General features: G+C 37.9%; 27 protein-coding genes and 1 pseudogene. 12 read left to right on the plus strand and 16 right to left on the minus strand.

The features are described from left to right. The first annotated feature begins 412 nt into the window (after positions 1-412). Positions 413-1,798, plus strand: a complete 1,386-nt coding sequence (locus AC27IF_RS14855) for a tryptophanase (protein ID WP_487055121.1) — start codon at positions 413-415, stop codon at positions 1,796-1,798. A gap of 151 nt (positions 1,799-1,949) precedes the next feature. On the opposite strand, the gene AC27IF_RS14860 is transcribed toward AC27IF_RS14855, so the two are convergent. The 8 genes from AC27IF_RS14860 to bamJ all read right to left on the minus strand — a co-directional run bounded on the left by AC27IF_RS14860 (position 1,950) and on the right by bamJ (position 10,536). Next, the gene (locus AC27IF_RS14860; RefSeq protein WP_487055122.1) at positions 1,950-2,138 is read right to left on the minus strand and encodes a type II toxin-antitoxin system antitoxin; all 189 of its coding nucleotides are present in this window, start codon (positions 2,136-2,138) and stop codon (positions 1,950-1,952) included. A 21-nt stretch (positions 2,139-2,159) separates the two neighbouring features. Then, positions 2,160-3,005 carry an SPFH domain-containing protein gene (locus tag AC27IF_RS14865; protein WP_487055123.1) on the minus strand — a complete coding sequence of 282 codons (846 nt, stop codon included), beginning with the start codon at positions 3,003-3,005 and terminating at the stop codon, positions 2,160-2,162. A 156-nt stretch (positions 3,006-3,161) separates the two neighbouring features. Beyond that, entirely contained in the window at positions 3,162-3,638 is a 477-nt protein-coding gene (gene greA, locus AC27IF_RS14870) for a transcription elongation factor GreA (protein WP_487055124.1), read from the minus strand. A gap of 153 nt (positions 3,639-3,791) precedes the next feature. Further along, complete coding sequence (gene carB, locus AC27IF_RS14875) at positions 3,792-7,010, minus strand: carbamoyl-phosphate synthase large subunit (protein ID WP_487055125.1); 3,219 nt, start codon at positions 7,008-7,010, stop codon at positions 3,792-3,794. Between the two features lie 30 nt (positions 7,011-7,040). Then, positions 7,041-8,213, minus strand: coding sequence for a glutamine-hydrolyzing carbamoyl-phosphate synthase small subunit (gene carA / locus AC27IF_RS14880; RefSeq protein ID WP_487055126.1), 1,173 nt, complete (start codon positions 8,211-8,213; stop codon positions 7,041-7,043). 354 nt (positions 8,214-8,567) lie between these two features. Further along, on the minus strand, positions 8,568-9,374 hold the full coding sequence (gene dapB / locus AC27IF_RS14885) for a 4-hydroxy-tetrahydrodipicolinate reductase (protein WP_487055127.1): 807 nt from the start codon (positions 9,372-9,374) through the stop codon (positions 8,568-8,570). Positions 9,375-9,406: 32 nt separating this feature from the next. Further along, positions 9,407-9,847, minus strand: a complete 441-nt coding sequence (locus AC27IF_RS14890) for a hypothetical protein (RefSeq protein WP_487055128.1) — start codon at positions 9,845-9,847, stop codon at positions 9,407-9,409. A 65-nt stretch (positions 9,848-9,912) separates the two neighbouring features. Continuing rightward, positions 9,913-10,536 (minus strand): BamJ family beta-barrel-assembly machinery protein, encoded by a 624-nt coding sequence (bamJ, locus tag AC27IF_RS14895; RefSeq protein ID WP_487055129.1) that lies wholly within the window; start codon positions 10,534-10,536, stop codon positions 9,913-9,915. A gap of 153 nt (positions 10,537-10,689) precedes the next feature. Between bamJ and AC27IF_RS14900 the strand changes: the two genes are divergently transcribed. Next, complete coding sequence (locus AC27IF_RS14900; protein WP_487055130.1) at positions 10,690-12,069, plus strand: Na+/H+ antiporter NhaC family protein; 1,380 nt, start codon at positions 10,690-10,692, stop codon at positions 12,067-12,069. On the opposite strand, the gene AC27IF_RS14905 is transcribed toward AC27IF_RS14900, so the two are convergent. The 3 genes from AC27IF_RS14905 to zipA all read right to left on the minus strand — a co-directional run bounded on the left by AC27IF_RS14905 (position 12,059) and on the right by zipA (position 15,978). Further along, the gene (locus tag AC27IF_RS14905) at positions 12,059-12,724 is read right to left on the minus strand and encodes a hypothetical protein (protein ID WP_487055131.1); all 666 of its coding nucleotides are present in this window, start codon (positions 12,722-12,724) and stop codon (positions 12,059-12,061) included. The two genes, AC27IF_RS14900 and AC27IF_RS14905, sit on opposite strands and share 11 nt — an antisense overlap. A gap of 28 nt (positions 12,725-12,752) precedes the next feature. Continuing rightward, positions 12,753-14,813, minus strand: a complete 2,061-nt coding sequence (gene ligA, locus AC27IF_RS14910) for an NAD-dependent DNA ligase LigA (protein WP_487055132.1) — start codon at positions 14,811-14,813, stop codon at positions 12,753-12,755. Positions 14,814-14,892: 79 nt separating this feature from the next. Continuing rightward, positions 14,893-15,978, minus strand: coding sequence for a cell division protein ZipA (gene zipA, locus AC27IF_RS14915; protein ID WP_487055133.1), 1,086 nt, complete (start codon positions 15,976-15,978; stop codon positions 14,893-14,895). A 186-nt stretch (positions 15,979-16,164) separates the two neighbouring features. Between zipA and cysZ the strand changes: the two genes are divergently transcribed. From cysZ to AC27IF_RS14935, 4 genes are all read left to right on the plus strand, one after another. Further along, a complete protein-coding gene (cysZ, locus tag AC27IF_RS14920; protein WP_487055134.1) occupies positions 16,165-16,932 on the plus strand; it encodes a sulfate transporter CysZ in 768 nt (255 codons plus the stop codon). 78 nt (positions 16,933-17,010) lie between these two features. Beyond that, positions 17,011-17,373: a hypothetical protein gene (locus tag AC27IF_RS14925; RefSeq protein WP_487055135.1), complete on the plus strand. Its 363-nt coding sequence runs from the start codon at positions 17,011-17,013 to the stop codon at positions 17,371-17,373. A 3-nt stretch (positions 17,374-17,376) separates the two neighbouring features. Next, a complete protein-coding gene (locus tag AC27IF_RS14930; protein WP_487055136.1) occupies positions 17,377-17,688 on the plus strand; it encodes a hypothetical protein in 312 nt (103 codons plus the stop codon). 81 nt (positions 17,689-17,769) lie between these two features. Further along, positions 17,770-17,976, plus strand: coding sequence for a hypothetical protein (locus AC27IF_RS14935; protein ID WP_487055137.1), 207 nt, complete (start codon positions 17,770-17,772; stop codon positions 17,974-17,976). Positions 17,977-17,991: 15 nt separating this feature from the next. On the opposite strand, the gene AC27IF_RS14940 is transcribed toward AC27IF_RS14935, so the two are convergent. After that, complete coding sequence (locus AC27IF_RS14940) at positions 17,992-18,558, minus strand: hypothetical protein (protein WP_487055138.1); 567 nt, start codon at positions 18,556-18,558, stop codon at positions 17,992-17,994. 236 nt (positions 18,559-18,794) lie between these two features. On the opposite strand from AC27IF_RS14940, the pseudogene AC27IF_RS14945 reads away from it, so the two are divergent. The 5 genes and pseudogenes from AC27IF_RS14945 (at position 18,795) to AC27IF_RS14965 (ending at position 21,441) form a co-directional block, all read left to right on the plus strand. Beyond that, positions 18,795-19,024 (plus strand): annotated as a pseudogene (locus AC27IF_RS14945) (hypothetical protein). A gap of 14 nt (positions 19,025-19,038) precedes the next feature. Continuing rightward, positions 19,039-19,347, plus strand: a complete 309-nt coding sequence (locus AC27IF_RS14950; RefSeq protein WP_487055139.1) for a DUF6172 family protein — start codon at positions 19,039-19,041, stop codon at positions 19,345-19,347. Between the two features lie 356 nt (positions 19,348-19,703). Continuing rightward, positions 19,704-20,216: a hypothetical protein gene (locus tag AC27IF_RS14955; RefSeq protein ID WP_487055140.1), complete on the plus strand. Its 513-nt coding sequence runs from the start codon at positions 19,704-19,706 to the stop codon at positions 20,214-20,216. Positions 20,217-20,406: 190 nt separating this feature from the next. Next, positions 20,407-20,838 carry a thioredoxin TrxC gene (gene trxC, locus AC27IF_RS14960; RefSeq protein ID WP_487055141.1) on the plus strand — a complete coding sequence of 144 codons (432 nt, stop codon included), beginning with the start codon at positions 20,407-20,409 and terminating at the stop codon, positions 20,836-20,838. A gap of 123 nt (positions 20,839-20,961) precedes the next feature. Beyond that, positions 20,962-21,441: an aminoacyl-tRNA deacylase gene (locus AC27IF_RS14965; RefSeq protein WP_487055142.1), complete on the plus strand. Its 480-nt coding sequence runs from the start codon at positions 20,962-20,964 to the stop codon at positions 21,439-21,441. 73 nt (positions 21,442-21,514) lie between these two features. Here AC27IF_RS14965 and AC27IF_RS14970 read toward each other — a convergent pair whose 3' ends face one another. The 4 genes from AC27IF_RS14970 to AC27IF_RS14985 form a co-directional block, all read right to left on the minus strand. Continuing rightward, entirely contained in the window at positions 21,515-21,679 is a 165-nt protein-coding gene (locus AC27IF_RS14970) for a hypothetical protein (protein WP_487055143.1), read from the minus strand. A 233-nt stretch (positions 21,680-21,912) separates the two neighbouring features. Next, a complete protein-coding gene (locus tag AC27IF_RS14975; RefSeq protein WP_487055144.1) occupies positions 21,913-22,788 on the minus strand; it encodes a DMT family transporter in 876 nt (291 codons plus the stop codon). 202 nt (positions 22,789-22,990) lie between these two features. Further along, entirely contained in the window at positions 22,991-23,161 is a 171-nt protein-coding gene (locus AC27IF_RS14980; RefSeq protein WP_487055145.1) for a DUF3545 family protein, read from the minus strand. Positions 23,162-23,259: 98 nt separating this feature from the next. Beyond that, the gene (locus AC27IF_RS14985; protein ID WP_487055146.1) at positions 23,260-24,012 is read right to left on the minus strand and encodes a zinc-dependent metalloprotease family protein; all 753 of its coding nucleotides are present in this window, start codon (positions 24,010-24,012) and stop codon (positions 23,260-23,262) included. Between the two features lie 309 nt (positions 24,013-24,321). Here AC27IF_RS14985 and AC27IF_RS14990 point away from each other — a divergent pair, with 309 nt between their 5' ends. Next, a complete protein-coding gene (locus AC27IF_RS14990) occupies positions 24,322-24,843 on the plus strand; it encodes a gamma carbonic anhydrase family protein (RefSeq protein WP_487055147.1) in 522 nt (173 codons plus the stop codon). Positions 24,844-25,030 lie beyond the last annotated feature (187 nt).

Consider the following 25,030-nt stretch of genomic DNA (forward strand, 5'->3'; position numbering starts at 1 on the left):
GTTAAGCTACAACAGAGTATAAATTGTTGTATTAATATCTTCAGAAAAGGTTATCCCTGAAAACGATGCGTATAGTAAGGATAGCACCGCCATAAAGCAAGCGCTTTTTTAAAATAAACACCTTTTCGTTCAATAGTTCTACATTGAGTCCTAAATATAATCAATCTATGTCTCTGCGAGGTATATTTAGGGCATTGACAAAGTTAAAAATTTGTTTGCATAATCAATTGATGAAGATAAATATTTCAAGCAGCACTTTGCATTTTAGTAAATGGTATAACCAAGACTTTCGTCTGGCCTTTGCGCGTTTTTGTTACTAACCCCTCCTCTATATTGATTATCTCCCTGCTCTATTCTTAACTTAATGTTATATGGAGCAATCGTATGCCCCAATATAAATGAAGAGAACGCCATGAAAACTATAATAGAACCGTTTCGAATTAAATCCGTAGAGCCTTTGAGAATGACTAGCGTCAGTGAAAGAGAGCAGTTATTACAACATGCGAACTATAATCTATTTTCATTGAAGTCTGACGACGTACTGATTGACTTGCTCACTGATTCTGGAACTTCAGCCATGAGTACCAGACAATGGGCAGGCATTCAAATGGGAGATGAAAGCTACGCAGGCTCACCATCATTTTATCGGTTTGAAAAAGCATTAAAAGAATTAGCCCCTTTTAAGCATATTATTCCTACTCATCAAGGACGAGCCGCAGAAAAGATCCTTTTCTCGATTTTAGCGAATAACGCTTCTTTAGAAGCTGATGAATCATTAATTATTCCCAACAATACCCACTTTGATACCACCAGAGCAAATATAGAAGCAACTGGTAGCCATGCTTTAGACCTTGTCAAACAACAAGGTCTCGATCCTCAAGCAGATTTACCTTTTAAAGGTGATATGGATTTAAAGCGTTTACGCGATTTACTCGAAACTCAAGCAGAGCAAGTCCCAATTGTTATGTTAACTATCACCAATAACTCGGGAGGTGGACAACCTGTTTCAATGGCGAATATCAGACAAACAAAAGCTTTATGTGATGAGTTTAACAAGCCTTTGTTTCTTGATGCCTGTCGATTTGCTGAGAATGCCTACTTTATTAAACAAAGAGAGCATGGATACCAAGACAAAACACCTAAAGAAATAGTACAGGAAATTTTTAGTTACGCTGATGGCATGACCATGAGTGCAAAAAAAGACGCTTTAGTAAATATGGGTGGCTGGTTAGCTCTTAATAACGATGACTTAGCAATGAAGGCACGTAATGTATTGATTTTAACTGAAGGATTCCCTACATACGGTGGCTTATCTGGCCGTGATCTAGAAGCCATGGCTGTTGGTCTTGAAGAAATAGTGGAAGAAGACTATTTAAACTACCGTATTAGCTCAACTGCATATTTTGGCAATGCTTTAGATAAACTCGGTATCCCTATTGTTAAACCGGTTGGTGGTCATGCTGTCTATATTGATGCCAGAGCTATGCTGCCACATATTGATCCTAGAAATTACCCTGGCCAAGCACTTGCCATTGAAATGTATCGTGTAGGCGGTATTAGGGGCTGTGAAATAGGTACTGTCATGTTCGGACAACAACCTGATGGTAGTGAAAATCTTGCTGCGATGGACTTAGTGCGTATGGCAATACCAAGACGCGTTTATACGCAATCTCATATTGATTATTGTATTGAATGTTTAGCTGAGGTTAATGAAAATAAGCATCGACTACGCGGAGTTTCAATTAGCTGGCAGCCACCAATGTTAAGACACTTTACTTGTCACTTCGCTCCTAAATAAAGTGTGCGCTAATGCACACTCGTGTCAATGAGCTGCCGATAGTTCAGTTTCATTGGTGTGTATATTCCATAAGCTTTAGTTTCAAAAATGACAAACAATGATCTGTTTGTCATTTTATTCGTTATGCTATTACACTAAGTACTTAACCGTTTTAATCGTTATCTTCCACTAGCGTAATCGTTTTTTGCGTTAACTTAACACGACCCGATTCAACCAATGCTTGCCTAAGTACATATTCAATTTGCGCATTGACGCTACGCAATTCATCATCTGACCAACGCTGCATTGCAGCCAATACATCAGGACTAATACGCAGTGGAAAGCTTTTTTTAGCTGCCATGATAGTTCCTAAGGTACATTATTAATAAAGACTGCCAGCATTCACCACCGGCTGAGTATTTTGATCACCACATAATACGACCAATAAGTTACTCACCATAGCCGCTTTACGCTCTTCATCAAGATCAACAATACTTTTTTCTGATAACTGACTTAATGCCATTTCAACCATACCTACTGCACCATCAACAATCTTACTTCGGGCGGCAATAATAGCGGATGCTTGTTGTCTTTGTAACATGGCATTGGCTATTTCTGGTGAGTAAGCTAAATGACTTATGCGTGCTTCATGTACTTTAACACCTGCTTTAGCGAGTCTTTCTTGAATTTCAATTTTCAAAGCTTCTGAAACTTCTTGAGGATGACTTCTTAGTGCAACACCATCTCCTTCGTGTTGCTCATACGGATAGCTGGTAGCCATATTACGAAGCGCTGATTCACTTTGAATATGAACGTAGCTAACATAGTCATCAACCTCAAATACGGCCTCTGCTGTGTCATCAACAGACCACACAACAACCGTTGCTATTTCTATCGGGTTACCATGATGATCATTAACCTTCATCTGGCTTGATTCAAAGTTTCGAATTCTTAATGAAATAGTTCTTAATACAAAAAGGGGAATTGTCCAACGTAAACCATTATCTTTTACTGTTCCCACATAGCTACCGAAAAATGTCATCACCTTAGCCTGATTTGGCTGCACCATAAAAAAACCAGGCAATATACAAATAATTAACGCTATAGCTGAAAAAAATAATGCACTAACATCTTGATTGATTATTTGACTAACAACAAACGCGATTAATAACAACACAGCGATGAACATTCCATAGCCGTTAAATGAAAAACCATTTTTCTCTTGCATAATAACTCCCTAAAACAACATGTGACATCAAATTGATATCATTTAAATATACATTATTAATGTTACATGTCAAATCTAGGGCATAAAAAAACCTCAAAGCCAATGAACTTTGAGGTTTTTATAAATAAGGATTAGTAATGCTCGGCAATTAATGCCTTAAATATGATCAACAGCCATAATTTCATATTCTACTAAACCGCCTGGCGTAGAGATTTCAATTTCACTATCTACCTCTTTACCTATTAATCCACGTGCAATTGGTGAATTAATAGAGATACGGTTTTGCTTAATATCGGCTTCATCATCGCCTACTATTTGATATTTCACTTCTACTTCTGTATCAATATTTAACAGCGTAACAGTAACACCAAAAATAACTTTGCCTGTATTAGGAATTTTTGAAACATCAATAATTTGCGCATTGCCCAACTTACCTTCAATGTCTTGAATTCGACCTTCACAGAAACCCTGCTGTTCACGTGCAGCATGGTACTCAGCATTTTCCTTCAAATCACCATGTTCTCTGGCTTCAGCAATTGAAGCAACAATCTCAGGGCGTTTAACGGTTTTTAAATGATTTAGCTCTTCACGCAACACATCGGCGCCATGAACTGTCATTGGGTATTGACTCATAATAATTTTCTTTCTGTTTATAATCTATATTTTTACAAAATAAGTGTAAATAGCGAAGCTAGTTTATGTACTAGCTAGGCGGAAGCACGGAGTTGACGAACGTCAATGAGTACTTCCAACAAAGCTAGTGCTAAAAATAGCAAGTTAGTTGCCTTATTTACATTTATTATGCAATTCTTGGATAGAAGTTACCGTGTTTCTATCATCCGCAGCATGTGCCTGACAAGCAGCAAACGCAGCATTAAGCGTTGTAGTATAGGCAACTTTATAACGCAATGCACCACCACGCAATACTTTTGAATCTTCAATAGCCTTACGACCTTCGGTAGTATTGATTATGTAGCTATACTCGCTGTTTTTAATTCTATCAAGAATATGTGGGCGACCTTCGTGTACTTTATTCACTAAACGTACTGGAATATTCGCTTCACCTAAAATAATCGCTGTGCCATGTGTCGCATCTAAGTCATAGCCTAATTCAACCATTTTCTTAGCTAATTCAACCACACGTACTTTATCTGAATTACGTACAGAAATTAATGCTCTACCATCTTTAGGTACTGACTCTCCAGCACCTAAGTTAGCTTTAGCATAAGCTTCTTCAAACGTTTCGCCAACACCCATCACTTCACCAGTTGAGCGCATTTCTGGGCCAACTAATGGATCACTTCCGTGGAACTTGTTAAAAGGAATAACCACTTCTTTTACTGAGAAGAATGGTGGGATCATTTCTTTAGTGATGCCTTGGTCTGCTAATGAACGACCTGCCATAACACGTGCACCAATTTTTGCTAGTGGCACTGATGTGGCTTTAGAAACAAATGGTACTGTACGTGCGGCACGTGGGTTAACTTCAATAAGATAAACCTTGCCATCTTTAACAGCCATTTGAGTATTCATTAAACCAATAACACCTAACTCAAAGGCTAAATCAGTTACCTGCTTACGCATTACATCTTGAATTTCTTGACTTAAGCTATAGGCAGGAAGTGAACAGGCGCTGTCACCAGAGTGAACACCCGCTTGTTCGATGTGTTGCATTATACCACCGACAACCACTTTCTCGCCGTCACAAATCACATCGATATCAACTTCAATAGCGTCATCAAGGAAATGGTCAAGTAATACCGGAGAATCGTTTGATACACTTACAGCTTCTGTCATGTAGCGGCGTAAATCATCTAAATCATAAACGATTTCCATCGCACGACCACCTAGAACATAAGATGGACGAACTACAAGTGGGAAGCCGATTGTTTCAGCTTTTGCCATCGCTTCATCAAGTGAAGTTACCGTAGCATTTTCAGGTTGTAATAAACCTAAACGGTCAACCGCTTGTTGGAAGCGCTCTCTGTCTTCGGCTCTATCGATAGCATCTGGAGAAGTACCGATAATTGGAACACCAGCCGCTTCAAGTGCGCGTGCTAGTTTCAGAGGTGTTTGACCACCGTATTGAACAATAACGCCTTTTGGCTTTTCAATACGAACAATTTCTAATACATCTTCAAAAGTAATCGATTCGAAATATAATCTGTCAGAGGTATCATAATCGGTAGAAACCGTTTCAGGGTTACAGTTAACCATGATAGTTTCATAACCGTCTTCACGAAGCGCTAATGCCGCATGAACACAACAGTAGTCAAATTCAATACCTTGACCAATACGGTTAGGGCCACCACCTAAAATCATGATGGAGTCTTTGTTCGTTGGCGCCGCTTCACACTCTTCATCATACGTTGAGTACATGTAAGCAGTATCTGAGCTAAATTCAGCAGCACAGGTATCTACGCGTTTATAAACTGGGTAGATATCGGCGTTATGACGTTTTTTACGAATTTCAGCTTCTGAAACACCAATCACATCAGCAAGACGTGCATCGGCGAAACCCTTACGCTTTAACTTACGAAGATAATCCGCGTTTAGTACTTTTAAGCCACCTTCAGAAACATTTTTCTCTTCTAATATGATGTCTTCGATTTGAACTAAGAACCAGCGATCTATTTTAGTTAAGCGGAATATATCATCAACACTTAATCCTAAACGGAAAGCATCAGCAACATACCAAATACGATCAGCACCAGCTTCTTGTAATTCATGCATGATTCTTGTTTTAGCGCCCGGCTGAGTAACATCAACCATAGGGTCAAAACCATTCACGCCAACTTCTAAGCCACGTAAAGCTTTTTGCATAGATTCTTGTTGGTTACGGCCTATCGCCATCACTTCACCAACAGACTTCATTTGCGTCGTTAATCTATCTTCACAACCAGCGAATTTTTCAAAGTTAAAACGCGGTATCTTAGTAACAACGTAATCAATGGTTGGTTCAAATGATGCTGGAGTTTTACCACCAGTAATATCATTAGTTAATTCATCAAGTGTGTAACCTACCGCTAACTTAGCGGCAATTTTAGCAATAGGGAAACCCGTTGCTTTAGAAGCTAGTGCTGATGAACGAGAAACACGTGGGTTCATCTCAATAATCACCATACGGCCAGTATCAGGACAAATGCCAAACTGAACGTTTGAACCACCAGTTTCTACACCAATTTCACGTAATACTGCCAATGAGGCATTACGCATTATTTGGTATTCTTTATCTGTTAGAGTTTGTGCTGGCGCTACAGTAATAGAGTCACCAGTATGAATACCCATAGGGTCGAAGTTTTCGATAGAACAAATAATGATACAGTTATCATTTTTGTCGCGAACCACTTCCATTTCATACTCTTTCCAACCAATTAATGATTCATCAATCAATAATTCTGACGTTGGTGATAAGTCTAAACCACGTGTACAAATCTCTGTGTACTCTTCGATATTATAAGCAATACCGCCACCTGTTCCACCCATGGTGAATGATGGACGAATAATACACGGAAAGCCTAAACGCTTACTGGCTTCATGAGCTTCTTCAAGGGTATGAACAATTTCAGCACGTGGTGTTTCTAAACCAATGGCTTTCATTGCTTTATCAAAACGACTTCTGTCTTCTGCTTTATCAATCGCATCAGCAGTTGCACCAATCATTTCAACATTAAACTCTTCTAATACGCCTTTAGCTTCTAACTCTAATGCACAGTTAAGCGCTGTTTGGCCACCCATAGTAGGTAATACAGCACAAGGACGCTCTTTCTCAATTATTTTACGTACAACTTCCCAATGAATAGGCTCGATGTATGTTGCATCTGCCATGTCAGGGTCAGTCATGATAGTGGCTGGGTTAGAGTTTACTAAAATAACTCGATAACCTTCTTCACGTAATGCTTTACAGGCTTGTGCACCTGAATAATCAAATTCACACGCTTGGCCAATAACTATTGGACCTGCACCTAAGATCAAGATACTTTTTAAATCTGTTCTCTTTGCCATGTTCTCTTCTCTCTTATCTTGTCGTTAGCGTTAAGCTTGAGTTGCTTTATATTCGTTAATTAAATCGATGAAATGATCGAATAACGGGGCAGCATCATGCGGACCTGGGCTTGCTTCAGGATGGCCTTGAAAACTAAACGCTGGCTTATCTGTACGATGGATTCCTTGTAAAGAACCATCAAACAATGATTTATGCGTTGCGCGAAGGTTTTCTGGTAGGTTACTTTCATCTACAGCAAAACCATGGTTTTGTGAAGTTATCATCACAACATCACGGTCAATATCTTTCACTGGGTGGTTAGCACCATGATGACCAAATTTCATTTTGATGGTTTTCGCACCACTAGCTAAACCAAGTAATTGGTGACCTAAACAAATACCAAACACTGGGATATCTGTTGTTAAAAATTCTTTAATTGCTGCAATGGCATAATCACACGGCTCAGGGTCTCCAGGGCCATTTGATAAGAAGATACCATCTGGTTGCATAGCAAGCACTTCACTTGCTGATGTTTGTGCTGGTACTACGGTAAGTTTACAGCCGCGGTCAACCAACATGCGTAAAATATTACTTTTGGCACCAAAATCATAGGCAACCACGTGAAAGTCAAAGTTTTCTGGTTGTGAAAATCCTTCACCCATCGCACTTCCTAATGCCCAACTACCTGAAGTCCACTGATATTGCTCTTTAGTAGAAACAACCTTAGCTAAGTCCATTCCTTTTAGACCAGGGAAGTCTTTAGCTTGTGCTAAAGCTTTATCTTGTGCTGCTTGTAAGCTTTCAGAGCTGTCATCATCAAGTGTGAATATACAGCCATTTTGTGCGCCTTTCTCACGTAAAACACGTGTTAATTTACGTGTATCAATGTCGGCAATACCTAAAATATTATTTGCTTTTAGGTAGTCGCCTAAACTTTGTTCACTTCTGAAATTACTAGCTAGTAACGGTAAGTCACGAATCACTAAACCTTTAGCAAAAATTGAATCTGACTCCTTATCTTCACAGTTAGTTCCTGTGTTACCAATATGCGGGTAAGTCAGGGTGATGATTTGCTCTGCATAAGAAGGATCGGTAAGAATTTCTTGATAACCTGTCATTGAAGTATTAAATACTACCTCACCAACAGCCGTTCCCTGTGCACCGATTGCGGTGCCTTTAAATACGGTACCGTCTTGTAGTACCAAAATAGCAGATATAGCCAATGTAACCTCCAAAGAGAAGAAAGAAACGCAAATTTTTTTTCGTAAAATCGCCACAAAAATTGCACATAAAAAATGCCAAAAACCTGCTTTTCGCGAAATTTTTGACAAAATCCACTTATTTTACGCTTGTAGGCTTCTTTCGTCTAGTAAAAATTGTAAAAACCTGTTCTTTTATGTGATTTAATTAGTTTTAACTATCAAACCCTCAAAAACAGCAGTTATCCAAAATAAAAACAAATAACATATATGAATATTTTATTCATATTTTCATCTTTAATAAGCACGGTTTAGCGTTAGCCAGTAAGTGCTTTTGACACCAAAATTGATGTTATACAGCGACAAGCTGAATTTTGGTTAGTCTTTAAGACCTAATACATCTTGCATATCGTAAAAGCCATTATCGGCATTACTTAACCAAAATGCTGCTCGCATTGCCCCCAATGCAAAAGTCATTCGAGAGCTAGCTTTATGTGTCAGCTCAATACGCTCACCTATATCAGCAAAAAATGCTGTGTGCTCACCGACAATATCGCCGGCTCTGACAGTTGCAAACCCTATGGTTTCTCGGCTACGTTCATCGGTAATACCTTCACGTCCATATACGGCTACCTTATTAAGATCGCGTCCTAGCGTATCAGCAATAACTTGCCCCATCTTAACGGCGGTACCTGAAGGCGCATCTTTTTTAAATCTGTGGTGCGCTTCAAAAATTTCTATATCAGTATAGTCGCCAATTGCTTTTGCCGTTACTTCAAGTAACTTAAATAATAAATTAACCCCTACTGAGGTATTAGGTGCTAAAACGACAGGCATTGATTCACCTGCTTTTTCTATGACTTGAACTTGATCATCACTAAAGCCTGTTGTACCAATGACCAAGGCTTTATTATTTTTTTGACACCAGCTTATATTTTCTAATGTGGTTTCAATTGAGGTAAAATCAATATATACATCGGCTGTTGATAATTGTTCAAGTTCAGTTGATGTACTTAAACCAATGGCACCAATTCCGGCAAGCTCACCTAAATCAAAACCAGAAAATGAAGAATTGGCTCGAACACTGCCACCAACAAGCTCGATACTTTCGTGCTCATGAGCTGCTTGAATAAGGTTACGTCCCATTCGGCCACTACAGCCTAAAATAGCTACTTTAACTTTCATTTATTTATCTCTTTTATCTATTACTTAAGCTTTTATCTATTGCCAATTAAGAAAGGAGTTGTCAATGTCTGCGAATTCGTTAACTCATGAGAGCTTACGTTAATTATTTTCAAAGACTGCTTGGGGTCATCAAACTTTTGTATATGATAATAAGCACAAAAGTCAGCAAACACTTGCTCCTGTTCATCGATAAAGTCCCAGTTAACACATGCTAGCAACAGATTTTCGTTAATGGCAAGGTAACTGGCTTTGCTAGCAATAATATTACCGGTATTCGCCTGTTTAAGTTGAGTGAAAATATCAGTGAACTCTTGCTGGCAATCTTCTTGAGTTTTAATTAATACAACTTTATCAGGAGTATTTAAGGTACAAGGTAAGTGATAGCAATTAACCACGCCATCCACATTGTAGCTTTTAAAAGCATCAAGGTAATTATTAAATAAGTTTTCTATTGCGGTTACTTTAATTGTCACACTGTCACTCAGTAATTAACTGTTAAAAAAAAGCCCTCAATTGAGGGCTTTTAAAAATAATATCATTAGCTAGCGATGCTTAGTAACTCAACATCAAATACTAACGTTGCATAAGGAGGAATAGCACCTTGTGAGCCTTGCTCACCGTAAGCTAAGTTATAAGGGATAGTTAATTTCCACTTACTTCCTTCAGTCATTAACTGTAAAGCTTCAGTCCAACCAGCAATAACGCCGCCTACTGGGAACTCAGCCGGTTGACCACGGTCAACTGAGCTATCGAATACTTCACCGTTTGCAAAAGTACCGTGATAATGAACACGTACAGTGCTATCAGCGCTAGGTTTTTCACCTTCACCTGTAGCAATCACTTCGTATTGTAATCCAGACTCAGTAACAGTTACTTCATCACGCTTAGCATTTTCAGCTAAAAATGCTTCGCCTTCAGCTGCTTTTTCTTTAGCGATAGCTTGCTCTTGCTCTTGTAGCTTTTTAGATACTACAGAGAATGCTGCATTTAAGTCTTCATCAGATACTTGGCTTTCAGCATTTACTAGTGCATCAGCAATACCTGCTTGAACAGCAGTAATATCAAATTCTTTAAAAGGGTTGTTACGTAGTTGATCACCTAATTGGCGACCTACACCGTAGCTAACACGTTGTTCAATTGTTTCAAATTTAGTCTCAGACATATCTATCACTTATATAAAAATGGAGCGGTTAAAAATTTTGCGCAATTCTAGCATAAGTGGTTAGCAAGATCACCTTGTATTTAGCCATCTAAACATCTACATAAACAACCTGTTATTTGCCTATATAATGCGGTAGGCTATCGGAAAATAATAATGCTCTTCACGCTTAATAAAGAGATAGGAATTTTCAACATGACAGACACTGTTGTTACTGAACCCACTTTACCCAAAAGTTCACTACTGGCTTTACTTCCTTTTGCTGTTTTTCTCGGCATATTCTTAGGAACAGGAGTGATCCTTACCCTGCAAGGGGCTGATTTTGCTTTTTACCAGTTACCAGCCAGTATCGCTATTATTCCAGCTATCTTTGTTGCCATCTATTTAGGGAAAGTAAGAAACAAAACAGCGATTGATAAACAAATCAGCCAATTCATTAGTGGTGCTGGTCACGCTAATATAATTACCATGTGTGTCATTTATTTACTTGCCGGCGCTTTTGCAACTGTAGCCAAAGCAACCGGCAGTGTTGATGCAAGTGTGCAATTGGGATTAGCCATTTTTCCAAGTTATTTGTTGTTACCCGGATTATTCTTAGTAGCAGCATTTTTATCCACTGCGATGGGTACTTCAATGGGAACAATTGCGGCTATTGCACCAATTGCTTTAGGGTTTATTGAGTCAGCAGGGTTAGACTCCGCGCTTGTGGCTGGCTGTTTAATCTCGGGGGCCATCTTTGGTGATAACTTATCAATAATCTCAGACACCACCATTGCCTCAACACGAAGCCAAGGTGCCCACATGAAAGATAAGTTTAAAGTAAACTTTAAATTTGCTGTACCAGCAGCCATTATTTGCCTAATTATTTTTGCGTTCATGGGGCAAGATATCAATTATGACATGGCGACCGAGTCAGCATTTATTGGTCTGATCCCTTACATCGTTATATTAGTTTTAGCTTTATCTGGAGTGAACGTTTTTGTTGTCTTATCGTTAGGAATTGTTCTTGCTGCAGTTATTGGCATGTTAAGTAATGATTACCAACTTTCCACTTGGATCAGTGATATCAATGCCGGTTTTTCTAGTATGCAAGACATCTTTATTTTATCACTCTTTATTGGCGGCTTAAGTGAATTAATCAGGTATCAAGGGGGATTAGCTGCACTCACTAATTCTATAGAGTCATTGGCTAGAAAACTCAGTCCAAACAATAACAAACGTGCAGCTGGTTTTGGCATCGCAAGCTTAGCTTTTTGCTGTAACTTTTTTACCGCCAACAATACCGTTTCAATTATTGTGACCGGTGAGACTGCAAAAGATTTGGCGACTGACGGTGAATTAACACCTGCGCAATCAGCGAGTTTATTAGATATTTTTGCCTGTATAAACCAAGGCTTACTTCCCTATGGTGCTCAAGCTTTATTACTCGGCACCACATTAGGCATATCGCCATTAGCCGTTGTTTCTCATGCTTTTTACCCAGCTATCTTATTCTTTGCTGCGGGATTTGCATTTTGGCGTATGACTAAGGCTTAATCGTTAGGTCAATTAAGCTAGAAGCATCTTTTTTGACACCATAAATATCGCTAGGTTTAAAGCCTAGCGTTACATGAAAGTCTTTATTACTCAGTAAAAATCGTTGACGAATAAGCTGTGCATCATTACTTTGAGCAACAACAAAATAAGTCGATTTATTGCCCTGCTCTGCTTTTCCTAGCCCTATTAATTTCACCTGTAGTTGTGACGAAAAGTTAACATTAACTGTCGGACTTAATAACTTTTCAACCAATTGCTTATCAACATGTTGATACTCAATAGGGTTAATTAATGTCATATGAAAACTTTGATGATCACGGGCTGCTTGATTAGCGCGAAAGTTATCAAAATCATCTTTTAGAATGGTTTTTAATTGTGTTAGATAAGGCAAGAGCTCAGCTCGACTTACTAAAGCGCCTAAATACTCTTGCCCCTGACTGTCTGAAAGCTTACTCAACTGTAAACGAAGATTTTTAACTTGCTGCGTGTCTGACTGTGGTTGATTTAGCATCTTTAACGCTCTCGCTTGCTGTTCAGTAATAGCGGGCAAGCTTTCACTAGCTTGACTCGAATTTAACCATGTCATTATACAAACGCTAAAAACAACAAAATAAAAAACAACCTTGCTTACTTGCTTCTCAATGAGCTGAGACATAGTTATTCACCCCTATAATAAGTGTACTTTAGCCATTATGTTTTGCTAATAAATCGACTAACTCATCTTCTGTTAATACTTCAACGCCTAAACCTTGTGCTTTAGTTAATTTTGAGCCGGCCTTTTCACCAGCCACTAGATAGTTTGTTTTCGCTGAAACACTGCCAGAAACTTTTGCCCCTAATAATTGCAATTGTGCTTTTGCTTCACTGCGCCCCATTTGACTCAAGGTACCCGTTAAAACAAAAGTTTGATCCAAAAGAGGAAGCTCATCAGCCGATTTCACCACAATATCAGGCCAAGTCATTAATGCATCAAGTGCCGAGACAACACTAAGGTTATGATCTTCTTTAAAGAAGCTGACAATATTTTTTGCTACGATTTCGCCAACATCATCTACGGTTTGTAACGCTTCAAAACTGGCTGTTTGCACCGCTGACAAGGTACAAAAATGATTAGCTAAATTAGCCGCAGTTGCCTCACCTACTTCTCGAATACCTAGGCCATAAATAAACTTAGCTAACGTAGTACTTTTAGCATTTTCCAATGCGGTAATTAAATTTTTTGCCGACTTAGCCCCCATGCGATCCATGGTACTAATTTGAATTTCTGTTAGCGTAAATAAATCCGCAGGAGTGGTAATTAAGTTTTCATCCACTAATTGTTCAACGAGTTTATCGCCTAATCCGTCAACATCATGGGCTTTACGAGAAGAAAAGTGTTTAATCGCTTCTTTTCGCTGTGCCTGACAAAAAAGTCCGGCAGTACAACGTAGCACTGCTTCACCTTCAGCTTTGGCAACTCTAGAATCACATACAGGGCAAGTTTTAGGAAAAACAACATCAACAGCACTATCATCACGTTTATCTAAAACCACTGAAACAATTTGCGGAATCACGTCACCAGCTCTGCGGATAACGACAGTATCGCCAATTTTCAAACCTAAACGTTCAATTTCATCTTGATTGTGCAAGGTCGCATTAGAGACAGTAACACCGCCTACAAAAATAGGCTTCAAACGAGCAACAGGCGTTATTGCGCCAGTTCTGCCCACTTGAAATTCAACCTCTTCAACACGTGTTAACTCTTCTTGGGCAGGAAATTTATAGGCAATAGCCCAACGTGGAGCTCGAGCGACAAAGCCAAGCTTTTCTTGTAACGAGATATCATCAACTTTTAATACCGTGCCATCTATTTCATAACTTAAGCCATCTCGTTTAGTCAAAATATCTTGATAAAATGCTGCAACTTGTTGCTGATTTTCCAACAGACGCACTTCTGGACACATAGGTAAACCTAGTGCTTTTACCTGACATAAACGTTGATAATGAGATGCTTTTAAGTATGTTGATTGCGCCGCGGATAAATCACCAACAAATCCCAAACCATAGGCATAAAACGCAAGGTTACGTTTAGCGGTAATTTTAGAGTCTAGTTGACGCAAGCTTCCAGCAGCAGCGTTACGTGGGTTAGCAAAAGCTTTATCACCTTTCTTTTTGGCAGTGATATTAAGTTGTTCAAAACTCGCTTTTGGCATAAAAACTTCACCGCGTACTTCTAATACTGCGGGGTAATCTACGCCGCTTTCACCAATTAGTTTCAACGGGATAGATTTTATCGTACGTATATTTTCAGTGATATTTTCCCCCGTGCTACCATCACCACGTGTGGCTGCTTGCACCAAAATACCGTTTTCATAGCGTAAACTTACGGCTAAACCATCAAGTTTAGGCTCTGCACAGATGGTGATAGATTTATCACTGTTTAATCTATCTTGAATACGTTTTACAAAAGCGTGCCATTCATCTTCTGAGAAAACATTATCAAGTGAAAGCATGGGCACTTGATGAGTAACTTGACTGAATGATTTAAGCGCCTGCCCGCCAACTTTCTGACTTGGCGAGTCAACCGTTTTTAGCTCAGGGTTATTTTGCTCTAACTGAATCAGAGCTTGCATTAACCTGTCATATTCTGCATCAGGAACACTTGGCTCATCTAGAACATAGTACTGATGGTTGTACTGGTTAATTTGACGGTGAAGCTCTTTAACTTGCTCAGTTAGGCTTGCTGATGATTCAATAGTAGACATGGATAATTAACTCAAAACAGGCGACAACAGTCTTAATAGAGCCACAGCTTAGCGCTATGGCGTGGATAGTGATTATTTGCTATTCAACACTTGCTAGACGATATTGTCTATCAAACTCACGAATTTTACTGACATAATGTTGCTCAGCTTGTTTAGTGAGGAGGTTACGTTTGTCATCAAGTACTTGAGCATTAAATTCAGTGGCTAATTGCTTAGCGGCTGCTAGCATTTGTTCAAACGCGGTAAAGGGATCAACGGCATTAGGCAATGCCATAAACAAGCTAATACCTTGGGTTGCAAAAGTTTCCATCGCGTCCAAATCGAAAGAGCCTGGGTTAAGCATATTAGCTAAACTAAAACTAACACCACCATTACCAGCGCTGTCTTGATGACGGTGAAATATATCCATTTCGCCATACTTCAAACCTAAGGTTAATAAACTTGGCAATAAAGCAGCGCCTGACATTAACTGATTTGCAGGCATGACAACACTTAACACAATAATTTGAGGCTCAATATCAGCCCTCTTGGGTTTTGATGGTTGAGTATCACTGCTTTGTGCAACAGTTGCCTTATCTTCTTTAATATTTTGGCTGCTGTCATCTGCTGCAATGCCATCACCAAAATTGATTTCCATTTGGTTTCGCTTGATTTCAGCTTGCGATGACTTAGCTTTGACTACTTTTTTTCTCACTGGTGCCTTTTTGATTTTCTTCTCAGGCTTAGCTTGAGTGACTGGTTGTTGATAGATTGGCTCCAGGGTGATTTCTTCAAGCTCTGGCTTAGGCTCACTTAGCTCTTGCTCAGTTTCCACCGACACTTCATGATCGGGTATCTGCTCTTGCGAGGTCAAATCTGGGTATGACTCTTCATCTTGCCCTGACTCTAAGTGGCTAATTTCTTCAAGACTAATGGCTTGCTCAAAATCTTCTTCACTATTTACTTCTGGTTCGTTGTCTTGCTTTAATACTTTTACTTGCCCAACGCCATCTTGATCAAAGCCTTTGCCATCAAAGTCACGGCTTAATGGCTTAACTTGCTCTTTACTGGTTTTTAATTTGTAGGGATTTTTTTGCTTTCTAATTGTCCATAATCCATGAATGAAAATAGCCGCAATGACTACACCACTGATTATGATTAATGCGTTTCTAAAGTTATCTTCCATTTATTATGCCTGTGTATTTCGAGATTTTTATTGTTTTTTTGCTTGGTATTTTATACCAAGCATGGAAAAATTATAACAAAGCTAACTCTAACAGAAACAGTGGTATTTTGTAACAAGTTAGTGCTGTAATTATATTTTAACAAACTATACAATCTGTCTATTAATATCAATAGGTTACTGTAAAAAATGTCTCAATCTTCTAAAAATAATTTATCTCCACCAAATCAGCCATTAGCCCAGAGTGGCGCTGGCTATTTATTCAAGGGATTTGAACTCGTTCAACTAAAAGGAATTCGTCGATTTGTTTTAATCCCTTTACTGATTAATTTACTACTATTTAGCGGCGCATTTTATTGGATGTTTATTGAACTTGAACATTATATGGCAATACTAATGGGTTGGTTGCCTGACTGGTTAACATGGCTAAGTACTATTTTATGGCCACTGGCGGTTATTACAATTCTGGTGATATTTTCATTTGTATTTAGCACGGCCGCTAACTGGTTAGCCGCTCCTTTTAATGGATTATTATCAGAAAAAGTTGAAAATATCCTTTTAGGGCGAACGACACAAAACGGTAATATGGTTGATGTCATGAAAGATATTCCTAGAACATTAGGAAGAGAGTGGCGAAAATTAAGTTACTACTTACCCAGAGCAATCGGCTTTTTTATTATTCTGTGGATATTACCCGTCATTGGACAAATCATTTGGTTCTTGTTTATTGCTTGGATGATGGCCATACAGTATCTAGATTATCCTTTTGATAATCATAAAGTGCCCTTTCATATTATGAAACAAGCCCTAAAACAGCGCCAAGGGTTGAGTTATAGTTTTGGTGTTACAGTTGCCCTGTTTGCCATGATCCCGATAATTAACTTAGTTATTATGCCTGTAGCAATATGTGGTGCAACGGCCTTATGGATAGATCAATATCGCGAAGATTACCTATGATAATGATTGAATGTCGCACTATGATTAAAAATCGTATATATTTAATGTAGTTAAGAAAATACAACAGGAATTGATGAAATGACGACAACACAACCTAGTAAATTCGCATTATTAGCTAGTGCAGCTTTATTCACCCTAAGTTCAATGACCTTAGCAAAAAATGCCGATGAAGTTGTTTCAATTCCTATGCTTGATAACGCACAAGTATTCGCTGATTTTACCGATGATATACCCGCAGTTTTAAATTACTTCACTACCGCAACAGAAGAGCAAGTTATTGATTTTTATATGCAGGCCTATGGTGAAATCATTTCTCAAGAAAGGAAACGAGGCCGTTTAACGCTTTCTTTTCAACAAGAAAACAAATTAATGCGTGTGGTTATTTCTCAGCAAAACAATAAACGTCAAGTTGATGTAATTGTTGAAAAATCTCAGGGGTAACAAGTGAAAACGATTTTCTGTTCACTTGCTTTCTTACTCCTTACGCTGACAAGTAGTAACGTGTTTTCTCATAACAGCGCAGATAAACAAGCGTTGTTAGATAAAGCCTGTGAAAGTGCACGCCAAAAAGCATTAAAGCCTAGAAAAAAAGAGATTTATCAAGAGTGCCTCTCTAAATTTAAGAAAAGCGAAAAAGTATGCTCAGAAGAAGCTAATGCCTATAATGGCAATAGAATTAATGGGGCACCAATGTTCTATGAGTTACCTGCCTGTGTAAAAGCTTTTGAATTTAGAAAAAGTAATTACAAATCCTAACAAGCAACAACACTTCTCTCCTACTTATCATCACCCAAGCAAAATAAAATATAAATCAACATTATCCAACTAGGAATAGTGGTGATTTTAATTAAAGTAGAAAAATTAGTAGATATTAAAATAGCCAAAAAAGCGGCTCGCCATTTTGGCTGTCGGTTATATAGAAGTTTGCCAAATGCTCAGCAATTTGAAAGCTCTCTTTCTAATATAGTCTCGGCTAGACACTTAATAGACTTTTTTCAAAAGCACGGCTACCAAGTGTCTAGAAAATCAATTCCTTCGCCATAATTTATAAGCTGAGAGTTACTCATTATCCAAAATTGACATGACCCATTGCGCATTGTTGCTGATAAAAACTTTATCAGCCTGACTAGCATTCGCCATCGCTTGCTTCATCATGTTCATGCTTTTTTTCATTTCGGCTAGTTGTTTTTCCATTTCAGTGATAATTTCAGTCGATGCATTACTGCCTTTCATTTGCTCTATATTGCTTTCTAGCATTTTCGACATTGAATCAACATTCATACCATCGGGCATATTTTGCATTTGATACGCCATCATGCCTCCCATAATTCTCATCGCAACACGATAATACTCTTCAATTGAATTAAACTCAGAATCAGCCAACATGGCTTTAACTTCAGGATATGCTTTCGATTTCTTAATGGTTTCAGCTACTTTTTCTACTTGAGATAAATCTATATTCTCTAGTGAGGCACTGACTTCAGGGTAATGTTCATCAAACGACTGCCATTGCCTTGATAGTTGTTCAAATGAAACAATTAACTCTTTACTCAGGGCTTGTTCAGCTTGACTTAATAGAGGCAGTAGTAAAAATACACTCGAAATTAATAGTGTTGTTATTCTCATGAGAAAATCCTTTTCTTGGGTGTGTACGACATAAGATAAATTTATTCTACTCTCGTGACAAGATAAAGTAAAAAGCAACTTTATGCTGTGTTAAACTAGCGCCATAAATAACTGTACTGCTGCGCTCTAACTAGGGGCTGTTGATCTTTCGCGGTTAAATTTTGTTCGAGATAAAAGCGTTTTAATCGCGGCGAGTAGTTTTTAGCCTAGTCATTCTAAGCAAAGACTACTCAACAATGAGTAAAGCGCTTTTAGCCGAATCCTTCGGACAGCGTTTGTTGGACATTTTTACGGCGTTATCGCCTTTTTATGTGACGTCACATGGATGTGACTTATTAGATAATGCAGGAGCAATTATCCTGAACAACCACATGACAAAGGCTCTACCTTGTATAAATACCCAACAATTCGCTGCAAAAACAATCTCGAAAGATCAACAGCCCCTAATCGCGTTATGACAAATTAATGTAAGGTAACCCTATGAAAAAAACATTTTCACTAACCCATAAAAAAATTAAAACGCCACGACTTATCGATTCGATTAAGCATGAAGTAAAAAAATACCTTAAAAGAGAACGTAACAAACAATTGCCTGAAGCTGTTGATTTTTGGGACTTTGATTGTAAATATGGTCATACTGAAGAAGCAGCTGAAGTTATCCACGTCTCAGCCCTTAATAAAAGCATTGATGATGCCGCCCAGCATGAGCTTGCTAGCTTTTACCTAGAGATTTTGGCCAAACCCGGTTATAGAAGCCAAAAACCACTTGATGATTTAGAAGAAGAATAAAATCTATATCATTTCACATCAGGGGTTCATACTTCTCCTGATGTGTTCAACAAGATAATAATGTATGAATATTTAGCTTTTTATAATTATATTCCTCTACTGCTTTCGCTTTTATTTCGGCAATGAATTGCCGCCCTCTTGGCAAAAAATTAATTATTAATCACCCTTGTAAAAATCTCATCGAACTACGACAACAAAACAGTCACTTATTACCTACAAACACCGCTCGTTTGGACTCTTCTTAATAAAATTGATACTTGGCATGTAGTGTGCAAATCCGTTTTATCTAATGTGCAAAAATCTCGTGTTACTTAATACGATAAAGACATCAAAAGTTATAACCAAGGAAGTGTTCTATGATGATAAACAATAATTATGCTGAACTTGTCTCTAAAGCAAGAGCAAGTGGTGCTTCCATTGTAAACTTTGAGCCGAGTGTTCAAGAAGTTTCTCCGGTGCCGGCAATCAAAGGTGAAAAAGACACCTTCACATTATCTGAACAAGCCAAAGCTTTGATGAATGGAGGGGTGATTGAAGAGACGGCTCCTACTTATGTAAAACCTGAAACTGCAAACGCCTTACTTGAAAAAAGCCAAGCAGCTAATTCAGTTGAAAACTCTCCAATCAAAGATGATCGTTTTGCTGAATTAATGCAAAATATTTTAGATCAACGACTAGGGATAGACCGTGAAAAGCTTGAAGAAATCAATGCTATGATGAAAGAGATTGCTGAGAATGAAAATATGAGCCCCGAAGAAAAGGAAAAAGCACTTAAACAACTAGAAGAAATTAGAGAAAAAATCATAGAAGAAAGTATTGAAATTAGAGAGGTTGCTGAGAAAACATTTACTCAAGACGAAAATGTTTAAGTAACACTCTTCTATCATCTTTTGCATTAATGATTCCTTGTTACTCAATCTTCAATGAGTCTACGACTTAATACTGATTGTTGATAAAGGCTCTAGCTGCCTTTATTATAGAGTAGAAATAGCATGGCTAATACCGCACCACTTGAGCATGCTAACTACTATGTAAATTGACTACCTATTGAGACTCGTAATGAAAATCGTCTGTTCAAACTGCTTTACCACCAACCGAATTCCTGAAGACAAAGACTATAAACTAGCCAAGTGTGGTAAATGCCAACAAGCTATTTACACAGCTAAACCACTTGAGTTAGCAAATAATACTTTTTACCCTTCTATTGAACGTAATGACTTACCTATTATTGTCGATTTTTGGGCAGCATGGTGTGGCCCTTGTCAAAACATGGCGCCGGTGTATTCAAAGGTTGCTCAATCATCACCTTCACTATTATTTACTAAACTAGATACCGAAAAATATCAGCAAATATCGGCTGACGCCGGCATTCGCAGTTTGCCGACCTTGGTATTTTTCCATCAAGGTAAAGAGATAGACAGAATATCAGGAGCGTTAAATGAAGGGCAGATGAAGCAATGGATTATCAGCTGCGTTCAGAAAATATCTTAGTGAAATGTTTAAAACTATTGACACATAAGAGATGCTAGCCTGAAATAGATAAGCTTAACTGACTGGTCAAAACATCGGTAACCACTATACTTTAAATGAGCCCAATTTAACGTGGAGGTTATTATGACTATTTCTACTCGGCTTGATTCCTATTTAACTGTAAACCAGATCCCCTACCAAGTCATTGAACATGAGCATAGTTCTAGCTCCGTAGGTACAGCCATTATGGCTAAAATCCCCTTAAATCAAATCGCAAAAGCCGTCATACTCAAAGATCATGAGGACAGAAAATTAATGGCTGTGTTACCGGCTAAAAATAAAATTAGTTTATCTGCCATCAATGATAACTTAAGGGGCCAATATACTTTGCTAAAAGAGCGAGAAGTATATCAAATGTTCAATGACTGTGAACATGGTGCCATTCCACCAGTTGGTGAAGCATTTAATATGCAGATGATTTGTGACGAGGTGCTAGACACATTAGATTATGTCTTTATTGAAGCAGGCGATCACCGAAGGCTATTGCGAATTAACCATCAAGGTTATAAAACCATCTCTGCTAAAAGCAAACATCTTAGGTTTAGCAGTGAATTAATTCATTAGCATTATTGGTGAGTAAAATTAATGGCTTTGTTAATCTCAAAGCCATTAAGTGACACTCTGCTAGCAAGTTCGATTAATTGTAGCCAAGCTCAAAAACTTTATTATCCTCTTTTTCTCGTTCAGCTTCTAAATCTTCAAATAAGTATTTTGGATATTCTGTACGTTGCTGTAGCAATATATTTAATTGCTCACTTGAGTAAACTAGGCGTCTATTTTTTTCATGATAATGATTAAGCATATTACTACCCTCTTTAAAAAATGTGCTCGCATAGTTACAAAAGCATCAATAATGCCAAGATTAAAAATACCGCACAACACACTGATTTAAAGAAGGTTTTCACAGTCGCCTTAGACTAAAATCAAGTTATACCATCATTCTCATATTGCAAATTGCAAATGAATACGCAAACCAAAACAATAGGGGCTAATTCTCAGAAAAGTGTTCAAAGAACAGATTAATAAAGTCTTTTACTATTTGTTTTTGTATAGCATGTTTACCATTGCGCCCATCACAATTAAGCCACCACCTATCAATGTTGTAATTGAGGCCATTTCATTAAACGCTAACCAACCAATCACGATAGAAAATAATACTTGTACGTATGAGTAAGCAGTAGCTTTACTTGCATCTGCACAGTGTAACGCTTTAGTGAGCCCCACCTGTCCAACTTGGGTAAATATTCCAATTAACAGTAATAATAATAATGCCGGTAAAGAAGGGACAACAAAATCACTTCCCAGTAACAACATAGATAGAGGAAAGGCTATTAAGGGAAAGTAAAAAATAATTACTGAGCTGTCATCCGTTTTCGTTAACTTCTTAATAATGATATAAGCGACAGCACTACCAAAAGCACCAAGTATTCCGGCCCCAATACTTAACCAAGAAAAGTGAACTATCTCCTCTTGAAGATTCGGCGCTACCATAACCACCAATCCTAATAAACTTAACGCAATACAAGAAATTGTTGAACGTTGAATGATTTCATTTAAAAACAGCAGTGCCAGAAAAGCTGTAAATACGGGATGTAAATATTGTAATATCGTCGCTTCTGCCAGAGGTAACGTCGTAACGGCATAATAAACAAAAAATAATGCCACAGCGCCAACGCCTCCCCTAGCAATAAGCATAGGCTTATTGTTTCCCCACGGAGAAAGTTTTTTACGTTTAATATCTATATAACTAATAAACCCTGAAACGACAGCCCTTGCGGCTACAATTTCTAATACCGGGATACCATAAGTGCTCACCGACTTAACGCAGGCAGACATTAAAGCAAAACCCAATGCCGATAAAAGCATATAAGCAGCACTGGTTGGAACCGTATTTTTTAACCAAACGAACATAAGGTGATTTTTGTTGGGTGATCTAGAGGTGTATTCTAACGGGGCAGTAGAGAAATGAAAGTAAAGCGGGTAAAAAACATGAAATGCGTTACTGATAACTGCAACTAGCCATCTTAAAGCCTGAATAGGCACTAATAATAGGATGCAGTTATCTAGTAGACATTAATACTGTAATAAGTATGCAGCACATACTTTAGCTCAATTACATTGAATAATAATGTTCATTCATATCAAGCTCTCTGCGCTCACGTTGCTTTTCTTTATAAGCCTCTATGTCACGCCAAGTACGTTTTTTCTGCTTAGTACTTTTCTTTTTTTCATAGTGCTCTTCAAATTCATCAAAGTCTAATTCTAACCAGTTGCTATCTTGCATAATAAATACTCTTGTTAATAATTTGCTTTAAACAATGTAAATAATATTTATGACATTTTTCTTACCTGTAGATGACAATACGATGAACTTTCATAAATTTAATTGAATAAAAAAGGCGATACTTTTGCTCTACCCCAAAATAGATAACGAGCCAGTAAAAACAACAAAGCAATTAAAAATAACAATATGCTTGATGGCTCAGGGATTTGAGCTGAACTATCATCAACCGCTATTTCATGAACAAAAGCAAACTCTCCTTGTGCAAAACTTGCCCTAATTTGTTCTATTTGCGTATCAGCAATCGTACATTCATGACCACAAGCAGTGTAATCCATGAAATTATTCGTTGCTCCAATACCAAAGTCGAAATAATGATCGAGCCCTAAATTATGTCCAATTTCATGAATAAACGTCACCATATTATCAATATAATCACTGATAAGGTTTACTGATATACCAGCACTACCTAACCAACCTAAACCATATATAGAATCTATGTCTGAATACTCAAAAAAAGCAGGAACACTCGTGTAACTTTGATGATCAGCTCCTAAGCCTGCTAACGCTGGATACAAATCAAAACGTTCATAAGAATTATCTCCTCCTGAAGTATCAAAGTTTAAAACGCTTATTTCACCGAACTGAATATCTAAGCCAACAGCACTAAAGAAATCATCAGAGTATCTTTCTAAATCCCCATTTTCTATCATGCTGGTATCGGAGCAATCAACGCCATTGAAGCAAACTTGATAAGGGTTAACAGTAAGTTCATGCGTGATAAACGCAGCATTTGCTGTGTTAAATAGCACTGTGATAAGTAAAACATTGAATAGTTTTAATAGATAAATCATTAAAATTCCCTTTTATGATGTAATTTTTGTTTAGCAGTACAACAGAGCCAATAAATTTTGGTTGTTTTTTAGCCTACCTAAATAATTAGCTATCTACAAGTTAAGATAAACTATTTATTATGACTTATTCTTTAAAATCTATTTTGAAGTTTTGAATTGTTTCGCGCCCTAATAGTGGCGATAAGATGAACTTTAATATTTTTATTTGTCTCGAAAGCGTTAGTTATTAATGTCATAGTAATTGCTAAATAACGAATAATGAGAGCCTCTCTCCCTTTTAATAATAATATTCAATTTAGGTATTACTTTATGATTTTTCAATTAGGTACACATACTCCCACTATCTCCCCAACCACCTTTATAGCCCCGAGCGCAAATATTATTGGCAATGTCGACATCGCTGATAATGCCAGTGTTTGGTTTAATGTGGTGATCCGAGCCGATATGGATAAAGTTACCATTGCTGAGAACTCAAATATTCAAGACGGCTCTATTTTGCACGTTGATGAAGGCTTTCCTATTCGTATTGATCGCAATGTCACTGTTGGGCATAAAGTGATGTTACATGGTTGTACTATTGGCGAAGGCAGTTTAATTGGCATGAATGCTGTGGTGTTAAATGGTGCGAGCATAGGTAAACATTGTTTGATTGGTGCTAATGCTTTGGTGACGGAAAATATGGTTATTCCTGATGGGAGTTTGGTGATGGGATCTCCAGCGAAAATTGTGAAGGAGTTAGATGATAAGACGCAAAGGATGATAGCCGGTGGTGCTGAGCATTATGTTGAGAATGGGAGGCGGTATAAAGAGGAGTTGAAGGTTATTGATTAATCTATTGATTGTAAATTGATAGGCTTGGAGTTTATATGTTCTGCTTGGTGTGGCGGTGGTGATATTTCTTTTGAGATAAACTGTGATGACTTGGAGTTTATTGTTCTGCTTGGCGTCGTGGTGATGATATTAGCTTTATTAAACGCTAGTGTTTGGAGTTTATATGTTTTGCTTGGCGTCGCGGTGA

This window comes from Colwellia sp. KS18-150 (assembly GCF_057551365.1).

Excerpts from the sequence above, each read along its gene's own strand:
- AC27IF_RS14855 (WP_487055121.1), top strand. The coding sequence starts at position 413 with ATGAAAACTATAATAGAACCGTTTCGAATTAAATCCGTAGAGCCTTTG.
- AC27IF_RS14860 (WP_487055122.1), bottom strand. The coding sequence starts at position 2,138 with ATGGCAGCTAAAAAAAGCTTTCCACTGCGTATTAGTCCTGATGTATTG.
- AC27IF_RS14865 (WP_487055123.1), bottom strand. The coding sequence starts at position 3,005 with ATGCAAGAGAAAAATGGTTTTTCATTTAACGGCTATGGAATGTTCATC.
- greA (WP_487055124.1), bottom strand. The coding sequence starts at position 3,638 with ATGAGTCAATACCCAATGACAGTTCATGGCGCCGATGTGTTGCGTGAA.
- carB (WP_487055125.1), bottom strand. The coding sequence starts at position 7,010 with ATGGCAAAGAGAACAGATTTAAAAAGTATCTTGATCTTAGGTGCAGGT.
- dapB (WP_487055127.1), bottom strand. The coding sequence starts at position 9,374 with ATGAAAGTTAAAGTAGCTATTTTAGGCTGTAGTGGCCGAATGGGACGT.
- bamJ (WP_487055129.1), bottom strand. The coding sequence starts at position 10,536 with ATGTCTGAGACTAAATTTGAAACAATTGAACAACGTGTTAGCTACGGT.
- AC27IF_RS14900 (WP_487055130.1), top strand. The coding sequence starts at position 10,690 with ATGCTCTTCACGCTTAATAAAGAGATAGGAATTTTCAACATGACAGAC.
- AC27IF_RS14905 (WP_487055131.1), bottom strand. The coding sequence starts at position 12,724 with ATGTCTCAGCTCATTGAGAAGCAAGTAAGCAAGGTTGTTTTTTATTTT.
- ligA (WP_487055132.1), bottom strand. The coding sequence starts at position 14,813 with ATGTCTACTATTGAATCATCAGCAAGCCTAACTGAGCAAGTTAAAGAG.
- zipA (WP_487055133.1), bottom strand. The coding sequence starts at position 15,978 with ATGGAAGATAACTTTAGAAACGCATTAATCATAATCAGTGGTGTAGTC.
- cysZ (WP_487055134.1), top strand. The coding sequence starts at position 16,165 with ATGTCTCAATCTTCTAAAAATAATTTATCTCCACCAAATCAGCCATTA.
- AC27IF_RS14925 (WP_487055135.1), top strand. The coding sequence starts at position 17,011 with ATGACGACAACACAACCTAGTAAATTCGCATTATTAGCTAGTGCAGCT.
- AC27IF_RS14940 (WP_487055138.1), bottom strand. The coding sequence starts at position 18,558 with ATGAGAATAACAACACTATTAATTTCGAGTGTATTTTTACTACTGCCT.
- AC27IF_RS14950 (WP_487055139.1), top strand. The coding sequence starts at position 19,039 with ATGAAAAAAACATTTTCACTAACCCATAAAAAAATTAAAACGCCACGA.
- AC27IF_RS14955 (WP_487055140.1), top strand. The coding sequence starts at position 19,704 with ATGATGATAAACAATAATTATGCTGAACTTGTCTCTAAAGCAAGAGCA.
- trxC (WP_487055141.1), top strand. The coding sequence starts at position 20,407 with ATGAAAATCGTCTGTTCAAACTGCTTTACCACCAACCGAATTCCTGAA.
- AC27IF_RS14965 (WP_487055142.1), top strand. The coding sequence starts at position 20,962 with ATGACTATTTCTACTCGGCTTGATTCCTATTTAACTGTAAACCAGATC.
- AC27IF_RS14970 (WP_487055143.1), bottom strand. The coding sequence starts at position 21,679 with ATGCTTAATCATTATCATGAAAAAAATAGACGCCTAGTTTACTCAAGT.
- AC27IF_RS14975 (WP_487055144.1), bottom strand. The coding sequence starts at position 22,788 with ATGTTCGTTTGGTTAAAAAATACGGTTCCAACCAGTGCTGCTTATATG.
- AC27IF_RS14980 (WP_487055145.1), bottom strand. The coding sequence starts at position 23,161 with ATGCAAGATAGCAACTGGTTAGAATTAGACTTTGATGAATTTGAAGAG.
- AC27IF_RS14985 (WP_487055146.1), bottom strand. The coding sequence starts at position 24,012 with ATGATTTATCTATTAAAACTATTCAATGTTTTACTTATCACAGTGCTA.
- AC27IF_RS14990 (WP_487055147.1), top strand. The coding sequence starts at position 24,322 with ATGATTTTTCAATTAGGTACACATACTCCCACTATCTCCCCAACCACC.